The 21,487-nt window shown below is 70.9% G+C and carries 30 protein-coding genes; 24 read left to right on the top strand and 6 right to left on the bottom strand.

Annotated elements, in window-relative coordinates; translation table 11 throughout:
* Positions 1–84: 84 nt before the first annotated feature.
* The 16 genes from ACIRRH_RS15425 to ACIRRH_RS15500 all read left to right on the top strand — a co-directional run bounded on the left by ACIRRH_RS15425 (position 85) and on the right by ACIRRH_RS15500 (position 12,043).
* Positions 85–396, top strand: a complete 312-nt coding sequence (locus ACIRRH_RS15425) for a hypothetical protein (RefSeq protein WP_403066850.1) — start codon at positions 85–87, stop codon at positions 394–396.
* An 8-nt stretch (positions 397–404) separates the two neighbouring features.
* Positions 405–1,685: a phage major capsid protein gene (locus ACIRRH_RS15430; RefSeq protein ID WP_403066852.1), complete on the top strand. Its 1,281-nt coding sequence runs from the start codon at positions 405–407 to the stop codon at positions 1,683–1,685.
* 10 nt (positions 1,686–1,695) lie between these two features.
* Positions 1,696–1,911 carry a hypothetical protein gene (locus tag ACIRRH_RS15435; RefSeq protein ID WP_403066854.1) on the top strand — a complete coding sequence of 72 codons (216 nt, stop codon included), beginning with the start codon at positions 1,696–1,698 and terminating at the stop codon, positions 1,909–1,911.
* 37 nt (positions 1,912–1,948) lie between these two features.
* Entirely contained in the window at positions 1,949–2,170 is a 222-nt protein-coding gene (locus ACIRRH_RS15440; RefSeq protein ID WP_403066856.1) for a hypothetical protein, read from the top strand.
* Positions 2,160–2,711: a mobile element protein gene (locus ACIRRH_RS15445; protein ID WP_403066858.1), complete on the top strand. Its 552-nt coding sequence runs from the start codon at positions 2,160–2,162 to the stop codon at positions 2,709–2,711. The genes ACIRRH_RS15440 and ACIRRH_RS15445 overlap by 11 nt, the downstream gene beginning before the upstream one ends.
* Entirely contained in the window at positions 2,708–3,055 is a 348-nt protein-coding gene (locus tag ACIRRH_RS15450) for a hypothetical protein (protein WP_403066860.1), read from the top strand. The genes ACIRRH_RS15445 and ACIRRH_RS15450 overlap by 4 nt, the downstream gene beginning before the upstream one ends.
* Positions 3,056–3,067: 12 nt before the next feature.
* On the top strand, positions 3,068–3,358 hold the full coding sequence (locus tag ACIRRH_RS15455) for a hypothetical protein (RefSeq protein ID WP_403066862.1): 291 nt from the start codon (positions 3,068–3,070) through the stop codon (positions 3,356–3,358).
* On the top strand, positions 3,355–3,777 hold the full coding sequence (locus ACIRRH_RS15460; RefSeq protein ID WP_403066864.1) for a hypothetical protein: 423 nt from the start codon (positions 3,355–3,357) through the stop codon (positions 3,775–3,777). Before ACIRRH_RS15455 ends, ACIRRH_RS15460 begins: the two co-directional genes overlap by 4 nt.
* Before the next feature lie 25 nt (positions 3,778–3,802).
* Complete coding sequence (locus ACIRRH_RS15465; RefSeq protein ID WP_403066866.1) at positions 3,803–4,582, top strand: Ig-like domain-containing protein; 780 nt, start codon at positions 3,803–3,805, stop codon at positions 4,580–4,582.
* Positions 4,583–4,669: 87 nt separating this feature from the next.
* Entirely contained in the window at positions 4,670–5,020 is a 351-nt protein-coding gene (locus tag ACIRRH_RS15470) for a hypothetical protein (RefSeq protein WP_403066868.1), read from the top strand.
* 47 nt (positions 5,021–5,067) lie between these two features.
* On the top strand, positions 5,068–5,394 hold the full coding sequence (locus ACIRRH_RS15475) for a hypothetical protein (RefSeq protein ID WP_403066870.1): 327 nt from the start codon (positions 5,068–5,070) through the stop codon (positions 5,392–5,394).
* A gap of 28 nt (positions 5,395–5,422) precedes the next feature.
* On the top strand, positions 5,423–8,122 hold the full coding sequence (locus ACIRRH_RS15480) for a phage tail tape measure protein (protein ID WP_403066872.1): 2,700 nt from the start codon (positions 5,423–5,425) through the stop codon (positions 8,120–8,122).
* Between the two features lie 3 nt (positions 8,123–8,125).
* Positions 8,126–9,022: a phage distal tail protein gene (locus tag ACIRRH_RS15485; RefSeq protein ID WP_403066874.1), complete on the top strand. Its 897-nt coding sequence runs from the start codon at positions 8,126–8,128 to the stop codon at positions 9,020–9,022.
* 8 nt (positions 9,023–9,030) lie between these two features.
* A complete protein-coding gene (locus tag ACIRRH_RS15490; RefSeq protein ID WP_403066876.1) occupies positions 9,031–10,203 on the top strand; it encodes a hypothetical protein in 1,173 nt (390 codons plus the stop codon).
* Positions 10,203–11,309, top strand: coding sequence for a hypothetical protein (locus ACIRRH_RS15495; RefSeq protein ID WP_403066878.1), 1,107 nt, complete (start codon positions 10,203–10,205; stop codon positions 11,307–11,309). The genes ACIRRH_RS15490 and ACIRRH_RS15495 overlap by 1 nt, the downstream gene beginning before the upstream one ends.
* A complete protein-coding gene (locus ACIRRH_RS15500; protein ID WP_403066880.1) occupies positions 11,309–12,043 on the top strand; it encodes a hypothetical protein in 735 nt (244 codons plus the stop codon). The genes ACIRRH_RS15495 and ACIRRH_RS15500 overlap by 1 nt, the downstream gene beginning before the upstream one ends.
* Here the strand turns inward: ACIRRH_RS15500 and ACIRRH_RS15505 are convergent.
* Positions 12,040–12,489 carry a hypothetical protein gene (locus tag ACIRRH_RS15505; RefSeq protein WP_403066882.1) on the bottom strand — a complete coding sequence of 150 codons (450 nt, stop codon included), beginning with the start codon at positions 12,487–12,489 and terminating at the stop codon, positions 12,040–12,042. The two genes, ACIRRH_RS15500 and ACIRRH_RS15505, sit on opposite strands and share 4 nt — an antisense overlap.
* Before the next feature lie 157 nt (positions 12,490–12,646).
* Between ACIRRH_RS15505 and ACIRRH_RS15510 the strand changes: the two genes are divergently transcribed.
* From ACIRRH_RS15510 to ACIRRH_RS15520, 3 genes are read left to right on the top strand one after another with little or no spacing between them, the layout of a single operon-like run.
* Positions 12,647–13,714 (top strand): peptidoglycan-binding protein, encoded by a 1,068-nt coding sequence (locus ACIRRH_RS15510; RefSeq protein WP_403066884.1) that lies wholly within the window; start codon positions 12,647–12,649, stop codon positions 13,712–13,714.
* A 36-nt stretch (positions 13,715–13,750) separates the two neighbouring features.
* The gene (locus ACIRRH_RS15515) at positions 13,751–13,984 is read left to right on the top strand and encodes a hypothetical protein (RefSeq protein WP_403066886.1); all 234 of its coding nucleotides are present in this window, start codon (positions 13,751–13,753) and stop codon (positions 13,982–13,984) included.
* A complete protein-coding gene (locus tag ACIRRH_RS15520) occupies positions 13,981–14,247 on the top strand; it encodes a hypothetical protein (protein WP_403066888.1) in 267 nt (88 codons plus the stop codon). Before ACIRRH_RS15515 ends, ACIRRH_RS15520 begins: the two co-directional genes overlap by 4 nt.
* 55 nt (positions 14,248–14,302) lie before the next feature.
* Here ACIRRH_RS15520 and ACIRRH_RS15525 read toward each other — a convergent pair whose 3' ends face one another.
* The 4 genes from ACIRRH_RS15525 to ACIRRH_RS15540 all read right to left on the bottom strand — a co-directional run bounded on the left by ACIRRH_RS15525 (position 14,303) and on the right by ACIRRH_RS15540 (position 16,990).
* Positions 14,303–14,788, bottom strand: coding sequence for a hypothetical protein (locus ACIRRH_RS15525; RefSeq protein WP_403066890.1), 486 nt, complete (start codon positions 14,786–14,788; stop codon positions 14,303–14,305).
* A gap of 92 nt (positions 14,789–14,880) precedes the next feature.
* Positions 14,881–15,132: a hypothetical protein gene (locus tag ACIRRH_RS15530; RefSeq protein WP_403066892.1), complete on the bottom strand. Its 252-nt coding sequence runs from the start codon at positions 15,130–15,132 to the stop codon at positions 14,881–14,883.
* Between the two features lie 35 nt (positions 15,133–15,167).
* Positions 15,168–15,713, bottom strand: a complete 546-nt coding sequence (locus ACIRRH_RS15535; RefSeq protein WP_403066894.1) for an NUDIX hydrolase — start codon at positions 15,711–15,713, stop codon at positions 15,168–15,170.
* Between the two features lie 14 nt (positions 15,714–15,727).
* Positions 15,728–16,990 carry a helix-turn-helix domain-containing protein gene (locus ACIRRH_RS15540; protein WP_403066896.1) on the bottom strand — a complete coding sequence of 421 codons (1,263 nt, stop codon included), beginning with the start codon at positions 16,988–16,990 and terminating at the stop codon, positions 15,728–15,730.
* A 110-nt stretch (positions 16,991–17,100) separates the two neighbouring features.
* On the opposite strand from ACIRRH_RS15540, the gene ACIRRH_RS15545 reads away from it, so the two are divergent.
* Complete coding sequence (locus ACIRRH_RS15545) at positions 17,101–17,286, top strand: hypothetical protein (protein ID WP_403066898.1); 186 nt, start codon at positions 17,101–17,103, stop codon at positions 17,284–17,286.
* Positions 17,287–17,736: 450 nt separating this feature from the next.
* On the opposite strand, the gene ACIRRH_RS15550 is transcribed toward ACIRRH_RS15545, so the two are convergent.
* A complete protein-coding gene (locus ACIRRH_RS15550; protein WP_403066900.1) occupies positions 17,737–17,982 on the bottom strand; it encodes a helix-turn-helix transcriptional regulator in 246 nt (81 codons plus the stop codon).
* Positions 17,983–18,218: 236 nt separating this feature from the next.
* Here ACIRRH_RS15550 and ACIRRH_RS15555 point away from each other — a divergent pair, with 236 nt between their 5' ends.
* The 4 genes from ACIRRH_RS15555 (at position 18,219) to ACIRRH_RS15570 (ending at position 21,474) form a co-directional block, all read left to right on the top strand.
* Positions 18,219–18,437, top strand: coding sequence for a hypothetical protein (locus ACIRRH_RS15555; protein ID WP_403066902.1), 219 nt, complete (start codon positions 18,219–18,221; stop codon positions 18,435–18,437).
* Between the two features lie 59 nt (positions 18,438–18,496).
* Entirely contained in the window at positions 18,497–18,955 is a 459-nt protein-coding gene (locus ACIRRH_RS15560) for a rhomboid-like protein (RefSeq protein WP_403066904.1), read from the top strand.
* Between the two features lie 211 nt (positions 18,956–19,166).
* Positions 19,167–20,579, top strand: a complete 1,413-nt coding sequence (gene argG / locus ACIRRH_RS15565) for an argininosuccinate synthase (protein ID WP_403066906.1) — start codon at positions 19,167–19,169, stop codon at positions 20,577–20,579.
* A gap of 226 nt (positions 20,580–20,805) precedes the next feature.
* Positions 20,806–21,474 (top strand): GAP family protein, encoded by a 669-nt coding sequence (locus ACIRRH_RS15570; RefSeq protein WP_403066908.1) that lies wholly within the window; start codon positions 20,806–20,808, stop codon positions 21,472–21,474.
* The last annotated feature ends 13 nt before the right edge of the window (positions 21,475–21,487 follow it).

The raw sequence follows: 21,487 nt of genomic DNA on the forward strand, positions 1-21,487 counted from the left end.
TTGCTCATGTTGCTCTTGCCACTCACTACCTGGACTGCTTCCTCCGGGACCATCCGTCCCAGTATCGGGCTGTCCAACCGCAGGGTGGAACTTCAGGCCCACCAGGCGCTCGGCGAGGTCATCGCCGCTGCCGCACCCGAGAAGACTACCGAGTCCGCCGGGTCGGCCGTCGCCGAGGCGCCCGCCAAGACCCCGGGGCCCGACACCGACGAACTGTTCGACCGGTTCGCCAACCTGATGGCCGCCAAGTACGGCCTCACCGCCAGCAGCACCGAGCAGACCACGCCGAACCTCCGCGAAGCCCCCCAGCGGGCCGCCAAGGACGACGTCGCCTCGCTCCGCCTGCGCACCGACCTCAACGCACTCGCGCTTGAGGTCTTCACGCTCACGGACTGAGGAACCGCATGGACAAGATCAAGGAGCTCACGGACGAGCTCAAGCACCACCTCTCCGAGGCCCGCGCGATCGCCGCGAAGGCCGACGAGGAGAACCGCGACTTCACCGACACCGAGCGCGGCGCCATCACCGAGGCCATGGCCAAGGCCAACGGCCTCAAGGCCCGCCTGGAGCAGGCCAAGGCCGACGGCGCCGTGCGGCAGGCCATCACGGACCTCGGTGACGGCATCGGCCTCAACGCCAAGGACGGCACCACCCGCACCCCGACCGGCCTGATCGTGCCCGACGGCCGCAAGAGCATCGGCCAGCACTTCACGACCTCCGCCGAGTACGCGGCGCTCATGGCAGGTGCGCCCAACGGCCACTTCGGGGAGAAGGCCCGCGTCCAGTCGATGCCGGTCGGCTTCAAGTCCCTGCTCACCGGCGCATCCGACACCTCCGCCGGCGCCCTTGTCATGGACGACCGGCGGGGCCTGCTGGTGGGCGCCGACGCCTTCCAGCGCCCACTCGTCCTGCGGGACGTTGTCACCCCCGGCACGACCGCCAGCGACACCATCGAGTTCGTGCGCATGACCGCCGCGACCAACGCTGCCGCGCCCGTCGCCGAGGCCACCGCCACGACCGGCACCTCCGGCACCAAGCCGGAGTCGGGTATGACGTGGGCCAAGGTCACCACGCCGGTCCGCACGATCGCTCACTGGCTGCCGCTGACCAAGCGCGCGCTGTCCGATGCCGCACAGATCCTGACGATCATCGACAGCTACCTCCGCTACGGGCTGGAGGAGGAGCTCGAAGACCAGATGATCGCGGGCGACGGCACCGGTGAGAACTTCACCGGTCTCGCCAACACCTCCGGAGTCCAGGCGCCGGCCTTCACCACGGAGACCAACCTGACCCGCCTGCGGCGGGGCAAGACGCTGGTCAAGACCGTGGGCCGGTCCATGGCGAACGCCTACGTCATGAACCCGGCCGACGTCGAGGGCCTGGACCTGCTCACCGACAACGAGGCCCGCTTCTACTTCGGCGGCCCGTCCGGCAGTAGCGGCGGCAACATCCCGCTGTGGAACCTGCCCATCGTCGAGTCCGAGGCCGTTCCGGCTGGCACCGCCTACGTCGGTGACTGGCGCAAGGCGATCCTGTGGGACCGCGAGCAGGCCTCCATCACCATGACCGACTCGCACTCGGACTTCTTCGTCCGGAACATGGTCGCGGTCTTGGCGGAGATGAGGTGCGCGTTCGGGATCATCCAGCCCAACGCGTTCGTCAAGATCCCGCTGGCCGCTTGGTAAGGGGGCTGTCGTGGGATACGCGAACAGCGCCAAGGGCAAGGTCCGCGAGGGCAAGCAGGCCGCCACAGTGGCCGCACTGACCGCCTCCGTCGGCACGTCCGACGGCACGGTGGCCGACGTCGGAGCCGCCTTCAGCCAGACGACCCTGAACAACAACTTCCGGGACCTCGCGGACAAGACCAACGAGATCATCGCCGCGCTGAAGGCCGCCGGGCTAATGGCGTGATTCGGCGGTCGGAACGTCAAGGAGGAGGCGCCCCGTCATGAAAGGACCGCTGAGGCGGTACAGGCTGCGGGTCAACGGCCACGAGGCCGAACTCCAGCTCACCGAGGATGACGCCCAGGCCTTGGGCGCCGTCCTCGTGGAAGGCTCCGGGTCGACGGTTGGTGACGACGGCCTGGCGGAACACAAGACCCGCAGCGCCTCCAGGGCCTCCCGCGGGCGCCCCGCACGGGCGGAGGCCGGTGGCGGCGGTGGCAACTGACCTGCTGGCCGACCCCGCCGAGCTCGCCGTATGGCTCGGTGTCCCGGCTGACGACCCGAAGCTCGTCGCGGCGCTCACCGCGGCGAGCCGGCGCTTCCGCGGGGCCGTCCGACACCCGGTGACCCGAGTCACCGGGGACGTCACCGTCCTGGACGGCAACGGCCGTACCAGCCTGCTGCTGCCCGCCGCGCCGGTCACGGCCGTCACCAGCGTCACCGTGAACGGCGCGCTCCTCACGGAGGGAACCGACTACCGGTGGTCGGCTGACGGCTACCTGCGCCGCCTCGGCGGCTGTACCTGGCCCGATCTGCTGCGGTCGGTCACCGTCGTCTGGGACCACGGGGACGCGATCGTGCCCGAGGACATTCAGGAGGCCGTCATCGACCAGGCCCGCACTCTGTACCGGGTCCAACCCGGCATTCAGGCCTACACGGCGGGCTCGGAGTCCGTGACGTTTGGCGCGCAGGCCGCCGTCGGGGTCACCTCGCAGTGGTCGGCGGCTGTGGACGCCCACCGTCTGCGTCGGGGTGACGAGGCGTGATCTGGGACCAGAGCGTCGTACGGGTCCGGGCGGGCACGCGGACCGACCGCAGCGGCAACGCCGTTCCGGACTGGTCGCCGGCCGCCGTCACCCGTCTCGCCGTCGGCCAGCTGTCCGTTCAGCCCATCTACCAGAACGAGACTGCCACGACGGAGCGCACGGCCGTTCTGACCGGCTGGCGAGTTCTGTCTGCGCCCGGCACCGCCCCGGACGTCCGTTCCGGCGACCGGATCGAGTACGACGGCCTCACCTGCGAGGTGCAGGGCGAGGTCGGCCGCTGGCCGGACCCGATCACCGGAGCTGTTCACCACGTCGAGTGGCAGATGAGTCGCTCGACCGGCTGACAGGAGGCACCCATGCCCCAGCGCGTCGAGTTCCAGCTGGACGCCGCTGGCGTCCGTGAGGTGCTGGAGAGTCCCGAGGTCCGGCAGATGGTGGACGAGGCTGCCGGCCAGATCGCTGACCGCGTGCGTGGCGCCGTCAAAGCACCCGAGACGGTCGAGGTGCACCCGTACACCACGGACCGACAGGCCGCCCGTGTCACGGTCGCCGACCGCCGCGCGATGGCCTGGCAGGCCCGGGACGGCGTTCTCACTCGTGCCGCGGCCGGGATCGGTGCGGACGTGAAGGAACGGGGTGGCCGGTGAAGGCCGTTGTCCTGTTCCCGGATGCCGCGGCGGAGGCCTGCCGGATCCTGCGGGCCGCGCTCGCCGCCCGGGCCGAGCCGTACGCGGCCGGTGCCACGGTCGGCACCAACGTGCCGGATGCCCGTAGCCCGGAGGACCCGCGGCTGCCGTTCGTCCTCGTGGGGCTCGACGGTGCCACCCCGGCACCGTCCCGCCTGAATGCTGTGGTGCTGTTGCGGATCAGCGTCTGGCACGCGGACGAGGACCAGGCCCACGACCTCGCGCAGCTGTGCGCTGCGCTGCTGCACACCGTCGGCGGCCCGATCATCCGCTCCACCCGCCCGGGCACCGGGCCCGTACCCGGCATCGACCCGGACTCGCGCGTCCCGCTGGCCACCCTCACCCTCACGGCCAACATCGCGCCCACCCCCCTGACCTGACACCATCACCACCTGGAGGACCGGCATGTCCGGAACCACCACCAACGCGAGGCTGTGGACGGACGCCGATGTCTGGGTCGCCGCCAGCCTCACCACCCCCAACCCCACCGACGCCAACACCCCGTTCGGCGCCGGCTGGACCATGGTCGGCCTGCTCGACGGCGACGACGGCATGCCCGAGAGCAGGGACGAGGACACCTCCGACTACTACGCCTGGGGCGGCATCCTCGTCCGCAGCTCGCGCAAGAACTTCAAGCTCAGCAAGTCCTTCTCCGCGTTGGAGGACAACGCGACCACCCGCGGCCTGCTGTGGCCCGGGTCGACCAGCACCCAGATCGTCGTTCCCAAGCCCAAGCCCACCAAGATCGCCTTCGAGACGCGGGACGCCGCGACCGGCATCACCCGCCGCGTCATCACCCGCAACTACGCGATCATCACGCTCGACGGTGACCGGGACGAGAACGAAACGGACCTGATGAAGAGCACGTTCGCGTGCGTCATCTACCCCGACAGCAGCGGCGTCCTCTTCGACGTGCAGAACAGCCAGGCCGTCACGGGCCTGGCCGTCGCCCCGGCCACCAAGACCCTCGCCGTGGGCGCGATCGGCGCCCTGACCGCCACCGCCACCCTCGCGGACGCCAGCACCCGCGACGTCACCTTCGACCCGCAGTGCGCATGGACGACCAGCGCCTCGGCGAAGGCCACCGTCTCCTACGGCTACGCCACCGGCATCGCGGCCGGGGCAGCCACGATCACTGCCACCTACCAGGGCCTGACCGCGAGCTGCGCGGTCACCGTGTCCTGACCCTGAGACCCGGGGCGGGCGAGCGGCGCGGTCCGCCCGCCCCGGCCACCACCACGACCACCGCGCACCCGGAGAGGACCACCGCGCATGTCCAACACCCGCCGCCCCCGCCGCCACGACGACGGGCGCCCCTACGACTTTGACCTTGGCGCCGTGAAGGCCGGCGCCGAACTGCGGCCCTTCGTCGTCCGAGACGCCGACGGCACCCGGTGGACGTTTGCCCACATGGACAGTCTGAACATCTGGCCCCTGCTGGCCGCCGCCGAGCAGGGCGACAACATGGCGATGCGCGCCGTGTTCCGCGAAGCCCTCGGCCAGCAGTGGGAAGAGTTCCAGAAGCGGCCCATGCCCGGCTACCGCATGCTGTCCCTGTTCAAGGCCTACCAGAAGCACTGCGGGGCGGCCGAGGGGGAATCGCTGGCCTCTACCGACTCCTAAGAGAGCACGGAGAGGCCATCACGGCCGACCTGCGCGCCGAGTACGGCGTGCGCCTGGCCGACCTCGGTACCGGCCGCCTGACCTGGATGGAGCTGGTCGCACTGGTGCGCGGCCTGCCTCCCACCTCGCGGCTGGCGGCGGCTTTGACCGGCCGTCCCGCCTGGTCTCGGGGCGAGTACCTGCTCGCGGACATCTGGGACGTGCTGGCCAGCGCGAACTGGCAGCGGGGTGGCGATCGGCACGCGCCCCGTCCCAAGCCCTACCCCCGACCCGGCGCCCGCCGCGACCCGGCCGAACGCGCTGCCGCGCTGGCCGCCGCCCGCGAACGCTCCCGAGCGCACCGGGCTGCCGTCGAGGCAGGCCACCTGACCTGACACAGCAGCACCGGAGGGGGTGATCCGGTTGCCCACTGTTGGCTATGCCAGCCTCCAAATCGTCCCCTCCGTACGCGGCATCGGCTCCGCGATCCGTGAGCAGATCACCGGACCCGTTGCAGACGCTGGCGACGAGGCCGGCGGTGGCTTCGCCAAGAAGCTGCTGAAGGGCTCCGCCGTCGTCATCGCCGCTGGCGCGGCCGGTGTCGGCGCCCTGCTCGCCAAGGGCATCGGCGGCGCCATGGAGCAGGAGCAGATCACCGGCAAGCTCCAGGCCCAGCTCGGCGCCACCGGGCCTGAGGCCGCCAAGTACGGCAAGGTCGCCGGCCAGCTGTTCGCCGGCACCATGGCCGAGAACTTCCAGCAGGGCACCGAAGCCATCCGCTCGGTCATGTCCGCCGGGCTGCTGCCCCCGGGCGCCACCGAGGCCCAGATCAAGCAGATCTCGACCAAAGTCCTTGACCTCTCCAACACCTTCGACGTCGACCTCGGCGAGACCGCGACCGCTGTCGGCCAGCTGATCCGCAACGGCATGGCCAAGGACGCCCAGCAGGGCCTCGACCTGGTCGCCGCGGGCCTGCGCGGCACCGATGCCCGAGGCCAGGACGTCCTGGAGACGTTCGGCGAGTACAGCCCGGTCTTCAAGACCATCGGCCTGGACGGCTCCACCGCCATGGGCCTGCTGCGGCAGGGCCTGGAAGGCGGCGCCCGCTCCACCGACAACGTTGCCGACGCCCTCAAGGAGTTCAGCCTCAAGGTCACCGGCGGCGGCGCCGCCATCGACCAGGCGTTCAAGGACGCCGGGCTCAACGCCAAGAAGCTCACCGACGACGTCGCCGCCGGCGGCCCGCGCGCCAGTGCGGCCCTCGGTACCGTCCTCGACGCCCTGCGGGCAATGCCCCCGTCAGTGGAGCGGGCCCAGGCCATCCAGAACCTGTTCGGCGGCCCCGGCGAGGACTTGGGCGCCGCCCTCTTCAGCCTTGACGTCAAGACTGCGGCCAGCAGCCTTGGCGAGGTCGCCGGCGCTGCGGACGCCGCGGGCAACGCCCTGCGCGACAACGCAGCCACCAAGGTCGAGGCGTTCAAGCGGTCCCTGGAGCAGGGGCTGGTCAACTTTGCCGGCGGCCAGGTCCTGCCGGTCCTGGAGCGCATCGGCTCCACCGTGGCCGACCGGCTCGGGCCCGCCTTCGGCGCGGCCTCCGGCTGGATCACCGGTACTGCGGTGCCGGCCATCGCCGGGTTCGGCCGCGAGGCCGCCAACACAGTCCTGCCCGCTCTCTCCAAGGTCGGCAGTGAACTGGCCGACCGGTTCGGCCCGGTGGCTTCCAAGGCCGGCGAGGTACTGCGGGCCGACCTCGTCCCCGCGGTGACCAAGCTCGGCCGTTTCTTGCGGGACGACGTTGTCCCGCCCGTGATCGACGCGGCGAAGTGGCTCGGCGAACACCTCGTACCAGTGGCTGCCACGGCCGCCGGGGTTCTCGCCGGAACCGTCGTACCCGCACTCGCCGACACCGCGCGCTGGCTCGCCGACAACAAGACCGCCGTCGCGATTGTGGCCGGCGTCATCACGGCGCTGCTGCTGCCCGTCCTCATCACGACCGCCGTTGGTTATGCGGAGGCCGGGATCGCCGCGACGATCTCAGCCGCCCAGCAGGTCGCCGCCTGGGTCACCTCGGGCGGCGCCGCCGTCACGAACTCCGCGATGAGCGTCGTCGCGTCCTATCAGACCGTGGGCGGGTGGATCGCTGCCGGCGCCTCCGCCGTAGCTTCGGGCGCCCAGCAGGTGTGGGCGTGGGTCACCTCGGGGGCCGCCGCCATCGCCAGCGGTGCCCAGCAGGCCGCCGCGTGGATCACGATCGGTGCCCGGATCGTCTGGGGCATGGCCCTCCAGGCCGCCGCCGTGGTCGAGATCGTGGCCGGCTGGGTCATGATGGGCGCTCAATCCTTGCTCCAGGCAGCGCGCATGGCTGCCGCCTGGGTGCTGGCGATGGGCCCTCTCGGCTGGGTGATCGCCGCCGTGGTTGCCTTGGTCGCGCTGGTCGTCGCGAACTGGGACACGGTGCGCAACGCCACGGTAGAGGCCTGGAACTGGGTCTCCAACGCTGCAGTCAACGCCGGCCGTGCAATCGTCAACTTCTTCACCGGCTGGGGCCTGGCCGGCGTGCTCTCCCGAATCTGGAGCACCGTCTACGACGGCGCGGTGTCCGGCTGGAACGCCACGATCAACTGGATCCGCGGTGTCCCTGGGTGGATCCGCGACGGGATCGGCGACCTTGGGAATCTGCTGGTCAGCGCTGGTGGTGACGTCGTCCGAGGCCTGTGGCGCGGCATCAGCAGCATGGGCAGCTGGCTCAAGGGACAGCTGATCAGCTTCGCGACGAACATGATCCCGGGCCCGATCGCCAAGGCGCTCGGGATCGCCTCGCCCTCGAAGGTGATGCGCGACCAGATCGGCCGGTGGATCCCCGCTGGTATCGAGGCCGGCATCGAGGACGGACGGACGTCACTGGACCGCACCATGGCCGGCCTCGTCCAGCCACCGGACCTAACAGTCCCGGCCTGGTCCTACCCGGCCCCGGCCCCCATGGGCCCGGCAGGCGGTGGGAGTTGGGCCGAGCAGGCATCGGCCACGCCTGTGCTGAACATCGAGCAGTACTACGAGAGCCCGAACGGCGGCGCAAGGCAGACCGCCATGGACCTCATGCTCCTATCCAAGGGGAGGGGGTGACCCGTGGCCGGTGAGCTCATTACCGCCGACCTGCAGATCGAGTGGGCCGGCCTCCTCCTCGGGGACGGCACCGTCTACGCCGTCGCCGAGGTCCCGGGCTGGGAAGACCTGCCCAGCCTGGACTCTGGCTCTACACCGCGAGCCCAGCAGATCGGCTCCCGGCCCGGACGGCTCCTTGCGCAGTCCCGGGCGATCACCTGCACGATCCGAGTCACCGCCGATTCCAACGAGTGGCCCGCCGTCAGGGCTGCTCTACTGGCGGCGACAACCGTCCGCCAGGACGAGCAGCCGCTGGTCATCAGCCTGGCCGGGCAGCCGCTGTTGGCCTGGGCCCGGATCACCCGCCGCGTCATGTCCACCGACACTGACGGCGTCACCGGTACCCCCTCCGTGAGCCTGCTGTGGGAGGCCAGCGACCCGCGCCGCTACGTCGTTGCCGAGTCCACAGCCTCGGCCGTTCTGCCGATCGCTGAGACCGGCCTCAGCTTCGGCACCCCGACCGAGGTCGGTCTCAGCTTCGGCAGCCCGACCGAGGTCGGTCTCAGCTTCGGTACTCCCGGATCCACCGGTGACCTCATCGCCACCAACTCCGGCACCACCGACGCTCACCCTGTCATCGAGATCCGCGGCCCGGTCACCACACCGACCATCACCATGGGCGCGCTCCGCCTCGAGTACGACATCACCCTCGGCGCGGCCGACACCCTCGTCGTCGACACCTGGGCCGGGACTGTCACCCTCGGCGGCCAGGACCGCCTCTACACCGCCACCAACCGCTCCGCGCCCGAGGGCCTGTTCACGTTGCCGCCGGGCACGAACACCGTTTCGTTCCGGGCCGATCCCGGCTCCACCGACCCTGCCGCGCAGGCCACCGTCCGGTGGCGCTCCGCCTACCTGTAGGAGGTCCGATGGCCGTGTACGCCGCGTGGAACGCGCTGACGGGCCTGACCCGCGTGATGATCCGCCTTGCCACGACCCTGATGACCCCGACCGGCTCGCTCACCGTGCGCTCCGGGGTGATCCCGGGCGGTACTCCGCTACTGCTGACCGGCTCCGGCATGACCGGCTCCGTCGCGCCTGGCCGGGCCGTGGTGCAGGGCACGTCCGCCCAGGGTGCCTACCCGGCCGTGGTGGACACCGCGACCAGCATCACCGTTGCCGCCGGGCACGCCAGCCTCGCGAGGATCGACACGGTGTGGCTGGTCGTCCAGGACACCGACTACGACTCGTCCGGCTCCCGGCAGGCCCAGATCGTCTACCAGCAGGGCACCGCCGGGTCGGGCTCCGCACCGACTGCCCCGGCGTCCGGCACGGCCTACCTGAGGCTGTGGGACATCACCGTTCCGGCCGGTGCGTCGTCCGGGTCCCCGATCAACTGGGGCACTGCGCTGACCGACCAGCGGGTCTACACCGTGCCGGTGGGCGGGATCACGCCCGGCCCCGCAGCCGGCGCCTACGCTGGGCAGTGGCGCGACGCGGGCGGTGTGGCCGGCATCCTGGAGCGTTACTCGGGCAGTGTGTGGGAGGCCGCGGTCCGTCTCGGCAACGCCGGCCTGCTCGGCCTCGGCGACGTAACGATCACCCGCTCCGCGACGGCCACCGCGCAGGTCAACGGCAACCTGTCCGTGACCGGCGTGGGCCAGGTCCTCCACGCCCGCAAGACCAGTGCCACCCAGCCTGTGACCTCCTCGACCACGCTGGTCCCCGCCACTGACCTGGCCCTGCCGGTCGTTGCGGGCGCCACCTACGAGATCGACGGCTGGATCATCTACGACGGGCAGTTCAATGCCGGCGATCTCAAAATCGGCTGGTCCGTGCCGGCCGGTTCCACGGGGACGTGGTCGATCAACGCACCCGGTACGGGCGGCACCTTGACGTACAGCCCCAACACGGTCGCGATTGCGGCCACGACCACGGCTGGCACGTATGGTGCCGGCGGCTTGGTGAACGCCGCCGTCCGCGGGTACATCACCGCCGGCGCGACTGGCACCCTGCAACTCCAGTTCGCCCAAAACTCCTCCAACCCCACCCCAACCAGCGTCTACGCGGGATCCTGGCTACGGCTGCACAGGGTCGCCTGATGGCCACCTACGAGCTGCTGGTCTGCGACCTGCGTACGGACAGGCTCCTCGACCGCATCCCGGCCCGTGACGTGTCCTACGACAACTACATCGGCAAAACCGGCACGCTCAGCGCAACGATCGACCTCTCGAACAGCGACATAGCCCGGCGGGTCCGCACCTCCGTGCTGCCCGGGCGGACCATGCTCTACCTGGAGCGCTGGGACGCGTTCGCCGGGACGATTGTGTGGGGCGGCATCCTGTGGACCCGCACGCCATCACGGGACGCGCGCGGCGTCTGGACGTGCGCCATCCAGGCCGCCGGCCTGGAGTCAGTCCTCCGCTCGCACCGGATGCTGACTGACACCCTGACCTCGACCAACGTCGACCAACTCGACATCGCCCGTACCCTGGTTGCCTACGCCCAGTCCGCACCCGGCGGGAACCTGGGCATCGAGATCGACTACAGCCAGACCAGCGGCGTCCTGCGCGACCGGGTGTACTCCCGCTACGACTTGCCGTGGATCGGCGGCCTGATCGACCAACTGGCTGCCGTCCAGGGCGGCTTCGAGTGGATCATCCAGTGTTACCGGTCGGACGACGGCGCCCGGCACCGGGCCCTGCGCCTGGGATACCCGCGGCTCAGTGTCGGCAGTGGCGACCTCGTGCTGTCCGGCCCGGGCCCAATCACCACCTACTCGCTGCCCGAGGACGCCACTCGGCAGGCCAACGCCTGGCAGAGCAGGGGCGCAACGGTCAACTCCAACCTGGCCGCGGAGTCGACGCCGCTCATGTCCGCCCCGCTGACTACGCCCGCCGACATCGCGGCCGGCTGGCCGAGGCTGGACGGCACCAGCGACTACTCAACCGTGATCAGCCAGGACGTACTCGACCAGCACGCCCGGGCCGACCTCGACGCCGCCCGCCGACCCTCGCTCATCCCGTCCGTCGCGTACACCAGCGGCGGGATTGACCAGCCCCAACTCGGCTCGTACACGCGGATCAGGATCGACGATGTCTGGTACTACGACGGGCTGAGAGCGCGGTACCGGGTCGTCGGCCTCAAGGTCTCGCCGGAGGAACGCGGCCGGTCGGAATCCACCGAGCTCTACCTGGAGGCCACCTGATGCCTGATCTGCCGTTGGACATCCTCGACCGAATCCGTGCGCTGGAGGACCAGGTCCGCCAGCTGTCGGGCAGGTCCCAGATGCGACCCGCCATGAACCAAATCCTTGCCGGGTCCGTGGTGGTGGGCGAGGGTGGCACATTCAAGGTCAACAACCAGCATGGCGACCCGCAGTTCTACGTCGGCGGGGTTTCCCCGCCCAACCCCGACGGCACCCCGCAGCGCGGCCTGCTTGCGTACCGGCAGGACGGCACGATCGCCATCGAGATCGCCAACCAGACCGCGAGCGCTGCCGATCCGCAGTGCATCGTCATCCGCGATGCTCGGAGACAAACGCTCCTGGCCGAAGACACCCTCGGCGGTCTGGCAGCGCCGGTTTTCGGGGGGAGTGGCTGGTACGGGTACACCGAGGTGCCGCAGTGGACTACCTCGTCTTCCAGCTGGGCCACGTGCATGACGATGCACTGGCGGAAGCAAAGCCCCCGCGTGCATGCCTACTACCTGGCGCGCTGCTCGGACGCCAGCACGTCTGGTGAAGTCCGGCTCCTTGACGGGGCCGGATCGGTCATCGGACAGGCGACCCTGCCAGCTGGCACCTACTGGGCCGACTCCGTCTATGGACCGATCACGGGTGCGCACCTGGGCTACCAGGACCTGGTGTGGCAGGCCCGGGTTACCGGTGGTGGCGGCACTGTGGGTGTGAAGGGGTTGAATACGTTCGGTATCGGCAGCTAGGGGTGCTGCTGGAAGGGGTCGCCGGTCGGCAGGCCCGAGGGCGCCGGCGCCTTCGACGGCGGCGCGCCGTTGTCGACGGTTCCGGTTCCGCCGGGGTTCTGGCCGACTCCGGCCGAGGGCTGCGCGGGCGGCTGGGTGTCGGCCGGTGCTGCAGGGGCGATCGGCTGCTGCATGGGGGTCTCCTTCTTCTGGCCCGGCTTCGTGGCGGGTGCGGCCGGGTTGGCCACGTGTGGGGTTGCGGTGCCGGGCGGGGGTTGCAGTTCGCTGGGCCAGGCAGTCGGCGAGGTGCCCGTCAGGCCGCCCCATGCTGTGGCTGTTGCCGTCGGGCTGGGCGGTGTGGTCGGTGTCGGGCTGACCTCGGCGGCCACCTGCTGTGCGGGCGCCGGTTTGTCGTTTCCGCTGGTGAGTGCGGCCGCGGTCACGCTTCCACCTGCGATCACCGCCACGCTGCCGATGATCGCCCACGTCTGCCGTCTCAACGTCCCTACCCCCTGGCCTGTTTGCGGTCCCTTGACGGTACCGGCACCACCTGACACACCGCCATCACATCTCACCCCCGAGCCGTTCCGGCCGGGGCTTTTTCATGCCCAGGAGGCATCCGCTATGCGTGACGAGTTCGTTGCCCTGCTCACCAGCCAGAAGGGCTACCACGAGGGCCGCGACGCCGACGGTACGTGGAACAACATCCAGAAGTTCAGCCCCGCCGTCCCGACTCTGGAGTGGTCCCAGGGCGAGGCCTGGTGTGCGACGTTCACCGCCTGGGGCGCCACCCAGACCGCGGGCATGGCCGACCGGTGGCCGATCACCGCGTCGTGCTGGAACGCCGTGCAGTGGTGGAAGGACAACGGCCGTTTCACCGAGTGGCCGGTCCTCGGCGGCCCGTTCTACATGGGCAGCCGCGGGCAGGACCACGTTGGCGTGGTCACCGGCTACGACGGCCAGTGGATATACACCGTCGAGGGCAACACGAACACCTCCGGCTCGCCTCAGGGGGATGGGGTGTACACCCGTCAGCGCCCGCGCCGCGGCCCGGGCAGCCCGTACGGGTACGGCGTGCCGGACTATCCCGAGGGCACGATCAGCGCGGACCCGGCGCTCGGTGGCGTCCCGGCCGCCCGTGTCGGCACCCCGCAGGCGCCGGCCGAGTCCGCCCCTGCGTCGGACCCGACTCCGGCCCGCTACCAGGTCAACATCGGCGGCCTGGCGTACGGCTACGGCGCCCAGGGCGACCAGGTGACCGAGGTCGGTCGCGCGCTGGTCGCGGCCGGCTACGGCGACCACTACCAGGAGGGCCCCGGCCCGAACTGGACCGACGCCGACACCGAGAACTACGCGGGCTACCAGCGGAGCCTCGGCTACTCCGGGCAGGCGGCGGACGGCGTCCCGGGTGAGGCCTCGCTGAGGCAGCTGCTCGGCTACCTCCCCGGCGGCGCGCCGGACTTCCCCGGCCGGCAGTACTTCGGCCCGGGCCAGACCAACGACTACGTCCGGCAGCTCGGCGAGCAGCTGGTCCGCAAGGGCTTCGGCGGCTCGTACCGGGTCGGCCCCGGCCCGCAGTGGAGCGACGCCGACCGGCGGGCCGTCCAGGCCTACCAGCGCTCCCAGCCCGAGCTCGCTGGCGACGCCGACGGCTACCCGGGGCCGCTGACCTGGCGCCTCCTCTTCTCCTGACCCATCCCCACACCCAGATCGGACACCACCATGCGCATGCCCAGACTCGTCATCGACCTCGCCGAGCGCACCGCCGCCACGTACCTGGAGGCGGCTATCGGCCTGCTCCTCGTCGGCGGGATCACCGGCCTGTCCAGCCTGCAGTCCGCTGCGGTCGCCGCCGTCCCGGCCGGCCTCACTGTGGTCAAGGGAGCGCTCGGCTCCTTCCTCGGCCGCGCCGACACGGCCGCGCTGCTGCCCGCCCGCACCGACCCGGCGAGCCGCGAGTGACCAGCCCGCCCCCGGACGCCGGGATCGTGATCACCGCTACGCAGATGTACGAGGAGGTCCGGCGGGTGGGCAATAGCCTGATCAGGCTGGAGGCCAAGCTGGACGCACTCGGCGCCGCTGATCGGGACGTGGACACCAGACTCGCCGACCACGAGTCCCGGCTCCGCCGGTTGGAGGCCAGCCGTTGGCCACTGCCCGCGGTTGGGGCTCTGACCGGCATCGCGGGCCTGATCGCCGGTGTCGCCCCGCTCCTCTCCCGCTGAACCACTTACGCCCCCGCTCGGCTTCGGCCGGGCGGGGGCGCGTCGTGCGTCCCGGTCAGTACGTCGGGCAGATGTGCTTGCGGACGACCTCAAGGATCTTCGCTGCCTTCTCCGGCCCGAACCCGTCCGGGTGCTTTGCCGAGGTGAACCTCTTGTTGGCGAGGTCGACCAGCTTTGCCTGGTCGGTCGGCCACTCGGCAACGGACGTGCACTGGTCGCGGCCGCGTGACACCGCCCGGTCTGCCTTGTCGCTGACGATCTCCGGATCGATGGCCGTCAGCGCGGCGATGTAGGCCGCGGTGGTCGCGGCATCCGGCTTGGGCGGCGGCCCGCTGGGCTTCGCCCCGGCAGGCGCGGGCGCCGCCGCCCCGGCCTCGGCCTGCGCCTGGGTCGCAGCAGGTGCGGCCGCTGCCGAGGTCTGCGGGGCCGTGGCCGCGCTGCTCGGCGCCGCCCCCTTTGAGCTACTGGTCGAGCTGGAGCAGGCGGTCGAGCCGATGGCGAGCAGCGCGACAACGGCCGCGACGGTGGTACGGGTGCGCATGGTTCCCTCTGGGACGCTGGTTCGTGGTGAGGGGACCGTATCGGCCGGGGGCGCCGGGTTTGGCCGGGTTGGCCGACCCGTGACCAAATGGTTCAGGCCTGCGCGCCGTCGAGCGCCTTCTTGGCCGCGTCGAGCGAGGCCTGCCAGAAGGCCTGGTGCTGGCCTGCCTGGCGCCGCTCCTCCCAGAAGGGGTGGGCCTGCAGAGTCATGGCGGCGGCCAGGTATTCCTCGCGTGCTGCCTCGACGTCCCCGCCGGCCTTCCGGGCTGCGGTCATGGCCCGGTCGGCGCTCAGGGCGGCGACGTGGAGGGGCAGCAGGTCATCGGGGAGTTCGAGGTCGGCCATGCGGACATCGTACGACCGGCATCGGACAGTGCAGGTCAGGGGCATCCAGCGAGCCGGTGCGGGCCCAGGTAGTAGGAGAGCGCGGCGTGCGACGGGCCGTCCGAGACCGCGCCGCTTGTCAGCAGCTTGACCACCTCGGCCTCCGGCACCCACTCGATTCGCGCCGCTTCGGACGCGTCCTCCGGCTCGCCGACCTGGGTGCAGCCAGTGACGTGGTAGGCGCGGAAATGCGCGTCGCTGATGCCGGCCATGGCGTCGTACTCGGTCAGCAACTTAACGTGGCCCGGGCGCCACCCGGTCTCCTCCTCGACCTCGCGGGCGACCGCCGCGGCTGGATCCTCGCCGGGCTCGGCCCATCCGGCCGGCACCTCCCAGCCCCAGCGGCCGGTGATGAACCGGTGCCGGTAGAGGAGGAGGAACTCGCCAGCCTCGTTGGTGACGACAGCAGTGGTCGATCCCTTGGGGTAGCGGACGACGTGGTGGTCGATCCGGCCGACACCTGGCACCTCGACGTCGTCCAGCCAGACCTCAACCCACGGGCTGCCGTAGACCTTTCGGCGTCCGAACGTCTCCCACTCCATGGGCCGCCTCCTCATCACGCACGTACGAGTTGCGCTCCCGACTCTCTCACGCGCGTGGCGAGCTCCCGCACGGGCCTCTCAGCCGACCACGGCGCAAGGGATGCTTGGAGCGCGCGGGCACGTAGAACGATCGGCTGGATGATGGAGGCCTCGACCAGGTCGAGGGCCGAGTGCGCGGTAGCGCATGCAGCATCGACATTGCCCTGAGCAAGCCGCACCTCCGCGAGGTCGAGGGTAAGAACGGCCCTCCCCTTGATGTCGGCGGATGCCCTGCGCCCGATGGCAGTCTCCAGGAGACGACTGGCTGCATCGTGCTCGCCAAGGTGGGCGTACGTCTCGCCGGCGAGGCCGTCGAGGCGCGGGGTCGTGAAGAAGTCCAGGCCGCCGATCGGTCCATCCTCCGCGAGGTCAAGGTGGTGGGCGGCCTGGTCAAGCGCGGCCAGTGCCGCAGTCCGGTCGCCGCCTGCGGCAAGCGCGCGGGCGAGGTTGGCATTGACCCAGGCACGGCGTCGGGGCGCTGCAGTCTCAGCATGCGCGGCGGCCTGTCGGAGGAGAGCGGTGGCGACGTCGCGGCGACCAGCGGTGTACTCGACGATGCTCTGCATGGTGAGGAGCCACGCGGTGAGGTCGTCTGCCTCTCCCTCGCTGGCTGCGACGGCCCCGAGGTGGAAGTGCGAGTCGCTGCGGTTGCGGTCGCCGAGGTCGTGGTGGGCGAGGCCGAGCAGGCCGGAGACGGCGGCCAGTATCCGTACGCCGCGGCGCCGGGCAGCGAGAGACTGCGGGCGGGCGAGCATCTCGTGCACGCCGACCAGCTGCCGTTGGAGGGTGGGCACGGACTCGGCGGGCGGGGTTGACGGGTAGCGGAACGCGGTGTCGGCGACGGCCGCTTCCAGGTGGGTCAGGGCAGCGTCGGATGCGGTGGAGCGGGACAGCATGTCGAGGACTTCCCAGGTCTCGGGGACGGCCGCGGGCCGGTAGGCGGTGGGCTCGGCCACCGACTCCCACGGCCGGTCAGCGAGGCCGAGCATGCGCCCGGGGATCCGTAGGCCGTCGGCGATTCGCTCGACGACGGCCATGCTCTCCACGGTCCGGCCGCCGGCCATGATCTCGCTGACACGGCTGGTCGAGAGGCCGGTGCGGCGGGCGATTTGGGCCGGGCCCATACCTGCACGTCTGGCAGCCACCTGGAACACCAGGCCGATCTGACGGCCAGCGCAGGCTGCCGCGAATGTCGGGTCTGCGAGCAGGTGCGTGGGGAGCGGTTCCGGTGCGGGCATCGGGTCCTCCCGGGGTCGGTGGTGGCATGAGGGTATCTGCCACGGTGGCTCCACGGTGGGTACTCACCATGGCCCTAGTGACAGTCCAAGCAGCAGCCGATGCTGTGCCCGTGACCACGCATCAGCAGCCGCCGACCCGGGCCCAGCTCCAGGCCAAGGCCTGTATCTGCTGTGGCCGCGAGGGCGGCGAGCTGGTCCCGGCTGGCCACGTCTACACGCCGACCGGCGAGACCTCAGCCCCGCTCGGTTGGGCTGTGGTGGCACACCCCGACTGCACTTCCCCGGAGGACCAGTGAGTGAGCAACCCCCCACGAGGATTACGGTGGAGTTCAGGCCGTTCAACGGGGCTGTCCGGCAGCTCCGGGTCGACGGCGACCAGCTACGTGGCAGGACCTGCATCATCGGCAAGAGGTGCTGCGGGACGCGTCTGGTCAACGTCGGCACCGCCTACACCGACGCACCGCCTGGGAGTCCTCAGTACAGCTGGCCCGCCATGGCTCACCCCGAGTGCCTGGAGGCGAGCCGGTGAGCGCCGTCGACGGGAAGCGGGCCGCAAGACCGGCCACTAGGGGCCACTGCCCGCGTTGCAACGGGTACGTCCTTGGACGCCTGATCTGCACGGTCGATGAGAGGCGGGAGCTGGTCGAGCACGACGACTGCCCGGGCCAGCCACCGACCGGCACCAAGCCGCGCAACTACAACGGATAGGAGCCCACTCTGGCCGGCCGCCCCCCAGCGCGGCCGGCCTACTCGTCCCAGAACAGTCGCCAGAGCGGCAGCCTGAGCCCGTACGCGACCTGGGCCAGGTGGTCATGCGTGAGCATGGCGTCTCCAAGCTCGATCTTGGAGATCGTCTTGCGGTGCAGCCCCGACAGCTCTGCCAAATCCTCCTGTGTCAGGCGCTGAAGACGACGCGCCCGGCGGATCCGGTGGCCGGTCGCACGCCTCTGCTGATCGAGATACGCCTGGTCAGGCGGTGGAGGGGGAAGCACCCCTCGACGCTCACCATTTCATGATCAAATGTCTGCCCCCAGCTAGGGACATTTCATGCGAACACGCGTTCGGTATGATTCGCCCAATTCCGCTGGGGGGACTCACCTCGGAGTGCACCATGCCCACCCTCGCCCCCAGCCCCGCTCGCTTAGTTCGCTGGATCACCCCTGCCGGCATACGCGACAGCTTTGCCCTGCCGCCCGCCGTCCCAGCAGCGCCAGATCCCAGTGAGACGATGAACAGCGACACGCCCCACCACCTCGCGCCCGAGCACGCCGCCCGCTACCGCATGGCCGCCGCCGACCTCGACCGCGCCCGCGAACTCGACCTGATGACCACCAGTCGGCCGCGACTCGTGCTTGAGGTGGAGAGGCTCCGCGCCGCCCTCGCGGATGCCCTTCAGCTCGTGCGTGACGTCGCCAGCCCTGAGGACCCGTCCGACCATGCGCTCTGACCTGCCATCATCGCGTTCAGTAGCCAGTGGAGTCACAACGTGCCTGGCAACATGTCTCGGTGGGCAAGTGGTGGACGCTGTTCACCAGCGGCCTGGTGGTCGACGGGGTTCCGGCCTGGGCGGGCATCGCGGCGGTCGCCGTCGTCCTGGGCCTGGCCGAGTGGCGCTGGGGTCCGGCCCGGGCCGGCGCGGTCTTCGTCTTCGGGCACCTGGGCGCCACGCTGCTCACCGAGGGCGCCATGTGGGTGATGGTGACCGCCCGCATCCCGGGCGCGCTCTCCCACGCACGGGACGTGGGCATCAGCTACGGCCTGGTCGCCACCGGCGCCTGCCTCCTCGCCCTCGGCCCGCACCCGCTACGCCGCTACGGCCTGTCGGCGCTCGCCCTGGCCCTGGCCACCGCTTGGGCGCTGGACCAGCAGCTGGCCGACGCCGGCCATCTGGCTGCCCTCGGGCTTGGCGCCCTCGCCTCCCGTACCGCCTGGCTGCGCACCAGGGCGCCCGCCCGGGCCTCCTGACCTACCCAACCATCCGACTGTCCAGACGAGTTGGCCGAATCACCGAAGGCGCGCGACGCCCCGGCAGGCCCCCTTTGCCATCCGGACTTTCGTATGCTCTTGCATTACTCTGCAAATCTATGCCAGAGTTCGGGCATCGGATCGATTACGCCGAATCCCGTTACACATCGCTAGATCAGGGGCCCGCTCCGCGCGGGTCAAGGGTGCATCCATGTCGAAGGTCTTGAGCAAGCTGCCGGTCGGTGAACGGATCGGCATCGCATTCTCCGGTGGGTTGGACACCTCCGTCGCCGTCGCGTGGATGCGCGAGCACGGTGCCCTCCCCTACGCCTACACGGCCGACATCGGCCAGTACGACGAGCCGAACCTCGCCGACGTGCCGGCCCGGGGCCGCGCGTACGGCGCCGAGCAGGCCCGGCTGGTCGACTGCCGGGCCGCGCTGGTCGAGGAGGGCCTGGCCGCCCTCGCCTGCGGCGCCTTCCACATCCGCTCCGCCGGGCAGACGTACTTCAACACCACCCCGCTCGGCCGCGCAGTGACCGGCACTCTGCTGGTGCGCGCCATGCAGGAGGACGGCGTTTCCATCTGGGGCGACGGCTCCACCTACAAGGGCAACGACATCGAGCGGTTCTACCGCTACGGCCTGCTCGCCAACCCCAACCTGCGGATCTACAAGCCGTGGCTGGACCAGGCGTTCGTCGACCAGCTCGGCGGCCGCAAGGAGATGTCCGAGTGGCTCGCCGAGCGGGACCTGCCCTACCGGGACTCCGCCGAGAAGGCCTACTCCACCGACGCCAACATCTGGGGCGCCACCCACGAGGCCAAGCGGCTGGAGTACCTGGACGCCTCCCTGGAGATCGTCAGCCCGATCATGGGCGTGGCCTTCTGGGACCCGGCGGTCGAGATCCAGACCGAGGACGTCACCGTCGAGTTCGAGTTCGGCCGCCCGGTCCGGATCAACGGCCAGGAGTTCGCCAGTGCCGTCGACCTCGTCCACGAGGCCAACACCATCGGTGGCCGCCACGGTCTGGGCATGTCGGACCAGATCGAGAACCGCATCATCGAGGCCAAGAGCCGCGGCATCTACGAGGCCCCCGGCATGGCGCTGCTGCACATCGCCTACGAGCGGCTGCTCAACGCCATCCACAACGAGGACACACTCGCCACGTACCACACCCAGGGCCGGCGGCTCGGCCGGCTGCTCTACGAGGGCCGCTGGTTCGACCCGCAGTCGCTGATGCTCCGGGACAGCATGCAGCGCTGGATCGGCCACCCGGTCACCGGCAGCGTCACCCTGCGGCTGCGGCGCGGCCAGGACTACTCGGTCATCGACACCCAGGGTCCCAACTTCAGCTACCACCCCGAGAAGCTGTCGATGGAGCGCAGCGTCGACGCCGCGTTCGTCCCGGACGACCGCATCGGCCAGCTGACCATGCGCAACCTCGACATCGCCGACTCGCGCAGCAAGCTGGAGCAGTACGCGGTGCACGGACAGCTGGCGCCGTGGAGCGGCCTGATCGGCGAGCTCGCCCCCGGCGGCGCGGCTCCCATCGCCGCCGGCACCGGTGACGAGGGGGGCTCCACCGCCCTCGACCACGCGGCGATCGAGTCCGGCACCGACTGACGCGCCTCGCGCCCGCGCAGGGCCGTCGCACCCCAGCGGTGCGACGGCCCTGCGCCGCTCTCCGCCCGCCCCGACTCCCCCTACCCCGTCTCCTCCTGCCCCCGCCCCCCGCGCCCGCCCTCACCCGAACGGCGGCGCCGGCCGTGCGGCACCCACCCGCAGGTAGCTGAATGGCGGATGGCGCCCGGCGACGGGAAGGCAGGTTCGGGGATGGGTGAGGCAGGGGATGGGTGAGGCAATCGGCCCGATGCTGGCCTCCGCGGTGGCGGTCGCACTCAGCCCGCTGCCGCTGATCGCCCTCCTCCTGGTCCTCGCCTCACCGCGCCGCCGGGCCAACGGGATCGCCTTCACGGCCGGCTGGCTGCTCGGATTGGCCACGCTGGTGGCGGCCATCGTGACGGCGGGCACCGTGCTGAGCCCCGACCGCACCACGCCGACCTGGCCGTCCTGGCTGAAGCTCACCCTCGGCGTCGTCCTCCTCCTGTTGGCCGCCCGGCAGTGGCGCGAACGGCCGCGCCCCGGCCGGGTCACCGCACCACCGGTCTGGTTGCTCTCGATCGACCGGCTGACCGCCGCCCGGTCCGCCGGCCTCGCCGTGGTCCTGGTGGTGGCCCAGCCGAAGACCCTGGTCCCAGCCGTCGGCGGAGCCGCCTCCATCGCCGCCGCGGCGACCGGCGTCGGGGAGAAGGCGGTGGCCGCCGTCGTGATGGTGCTGCTCGGCTCGCTGGGAACCCTGCTGCCACTGGTGGTCCACCTCCGGGGCGACGACCACGCTCGGCACACCCTCGGCGAGTGGCGGGCATGGACGGCCACGCACAGCGCGGCAATCATGATCACCGTCCCACTGCTGCTCGGCGCCGAGTACGTGGGTGCCGCCGTCTCCGGGCTCACCTGAACTCCCCGAGCCA

It is taken from the genome of Kitasatospora sp. NPDC101235, from assembly GCF_044767505.1.
Taxonomy (GTDB): Bacteria; Actinomycetota; Actinomycetes; order Streptomycetales; family Streptomycetaceae; genus Kitasatospora.

What these genes read in the sequence shown, in the direction of transcription:
- ACIRRH_RS15430 (WP_403066852.1), top strand. Translation starts at nt 405, where the DNA reads ATGGACAAGATCAAGGAGCTCACGGACGAGCTCAAGCACCACCTCTCC.
- ACIRRH_RS15470 (WP_403066868.1), top strand. Translation starts at nt 4,670, where the DNA reads ATGTCCAACACCCGCCGCCCCCGCCGCCACGACGACGGGCGCCCCTAC.
- ACIRRH_RS15465 (WP_403066866.1), top strand. Translation starts at nt 3,803, where the DNA reads ATGTCCGGAACCACCACCAACGCGAGGCTGTGGACGGACGCCGATGTC.
- ACIRRH_RS15530 (WP_403066892.1), bottom strand. Translation starts at nt 15,132, where the DNA reads ATGGCCGACCTCGAACTCCCCGATGACCTGCTGCCCCTCCACGTCGCC.
- ACIRRH_RS15495 (WP_403066878.1), top strand. Translation starts at nt 10,203, where the DNA reads ATGGCCACCTACGAGCTGCTGGTCTGCGACCTGCGTACGGACAGGCTC.
- ACIRRH_RS15555 (WP_403066902.1), top strand. Translation starts at nt 18,219, where the DNA reads ATGAACAGCGACACGCCCCACCACCTCGCGCCCGAGCACGCCGCCCGC.
- ACIRRH_RS15455 (WP_403066862.1), top strand. Translation starts at nt 3,068, where the DNA reads ATGCCCCAGCGCGTCGAGTTCCAGCTGGACGCCGCTGGCGTCCGTGAG.
- ACIRRH_RS15490 (WP_403066876.1), top strand. Translation starts at nt 9,031, where the DNA reads ATGGCCGTGTACGCCGCGTGGAACGCGCTGACGGGCCTGACCCGCGTG.
- ACIRRH_RS15540 (WP_403066896.1), bottom strand. Translation starts at nt 16,990, where the DNA reads ATGCCCGCACCGGAACCGCTCCCCACGCACCTGCTCGCAGACCCGACA.
- ACIRRH_RS15535 (WP_403066894.1), bottom strand. Translation starts at nt 15,713, where the DNA reads ATGGAGTGGGAGACGTTCGGACGCCGAAAGGTCTACGGCAGCCCGTGG.
- ACIRRH_RS15515 (WP_403066886.1), top strand. Translation starts at nt 13,751, where the DNA reads ATGCCCAGACTCGTCATCGACCTCGCCGAGCGCACCGCCGCCACGTAC.
- ACIRRH_RS15500 (WP_403066880.1), top strand. Translation starts at nt 11,309, where the DNA reads ATGCCTGATCTGCCGTTGGACATCCTCGACCGAATCCGTGCGCTGGAG.
- ACIRRH_RS15440 (WP_403066856.1), top strand. Translation starts at nt 1,949, where the DNA reads ATGAAAGGACCGCTGAGGCGGTACAGGCTGCGGGTCAACGGCCACGAG.
- ACIRRH_RS15570 (WP_403066908.1), top strand. Translation starts at nt 20,806, where the DNA reads ATGGGTGAGGCAATCGGCCCGATGCTGGCCTCCGCGGTGGCGGTCGCA.
- argG (WP_403066906.1), top strand. Translation starts at nt 19,167, where the DNA reads ATGTCGAAGGTCTTGAGCAAGCTGCCGGTCGGTGAACGGATCGGCATC.
- ACIRRH_RS15525 (WP_403066890.1), bottom strand. Translation starts at nt 14,788, where the DNA reads ATGCGCACCCGTACCACCGTCGCGGCCGTTGTCGCGCTGCTCGCCATC.
- ACIRRH_RS15510 (WP_403066884.1), top strand. Translation starts at nt 12,647, where the DNA reads ATGCGTGACGAGTTCGTTGCCCTGCTCACCAGCCAGAAGGGCTACCAC.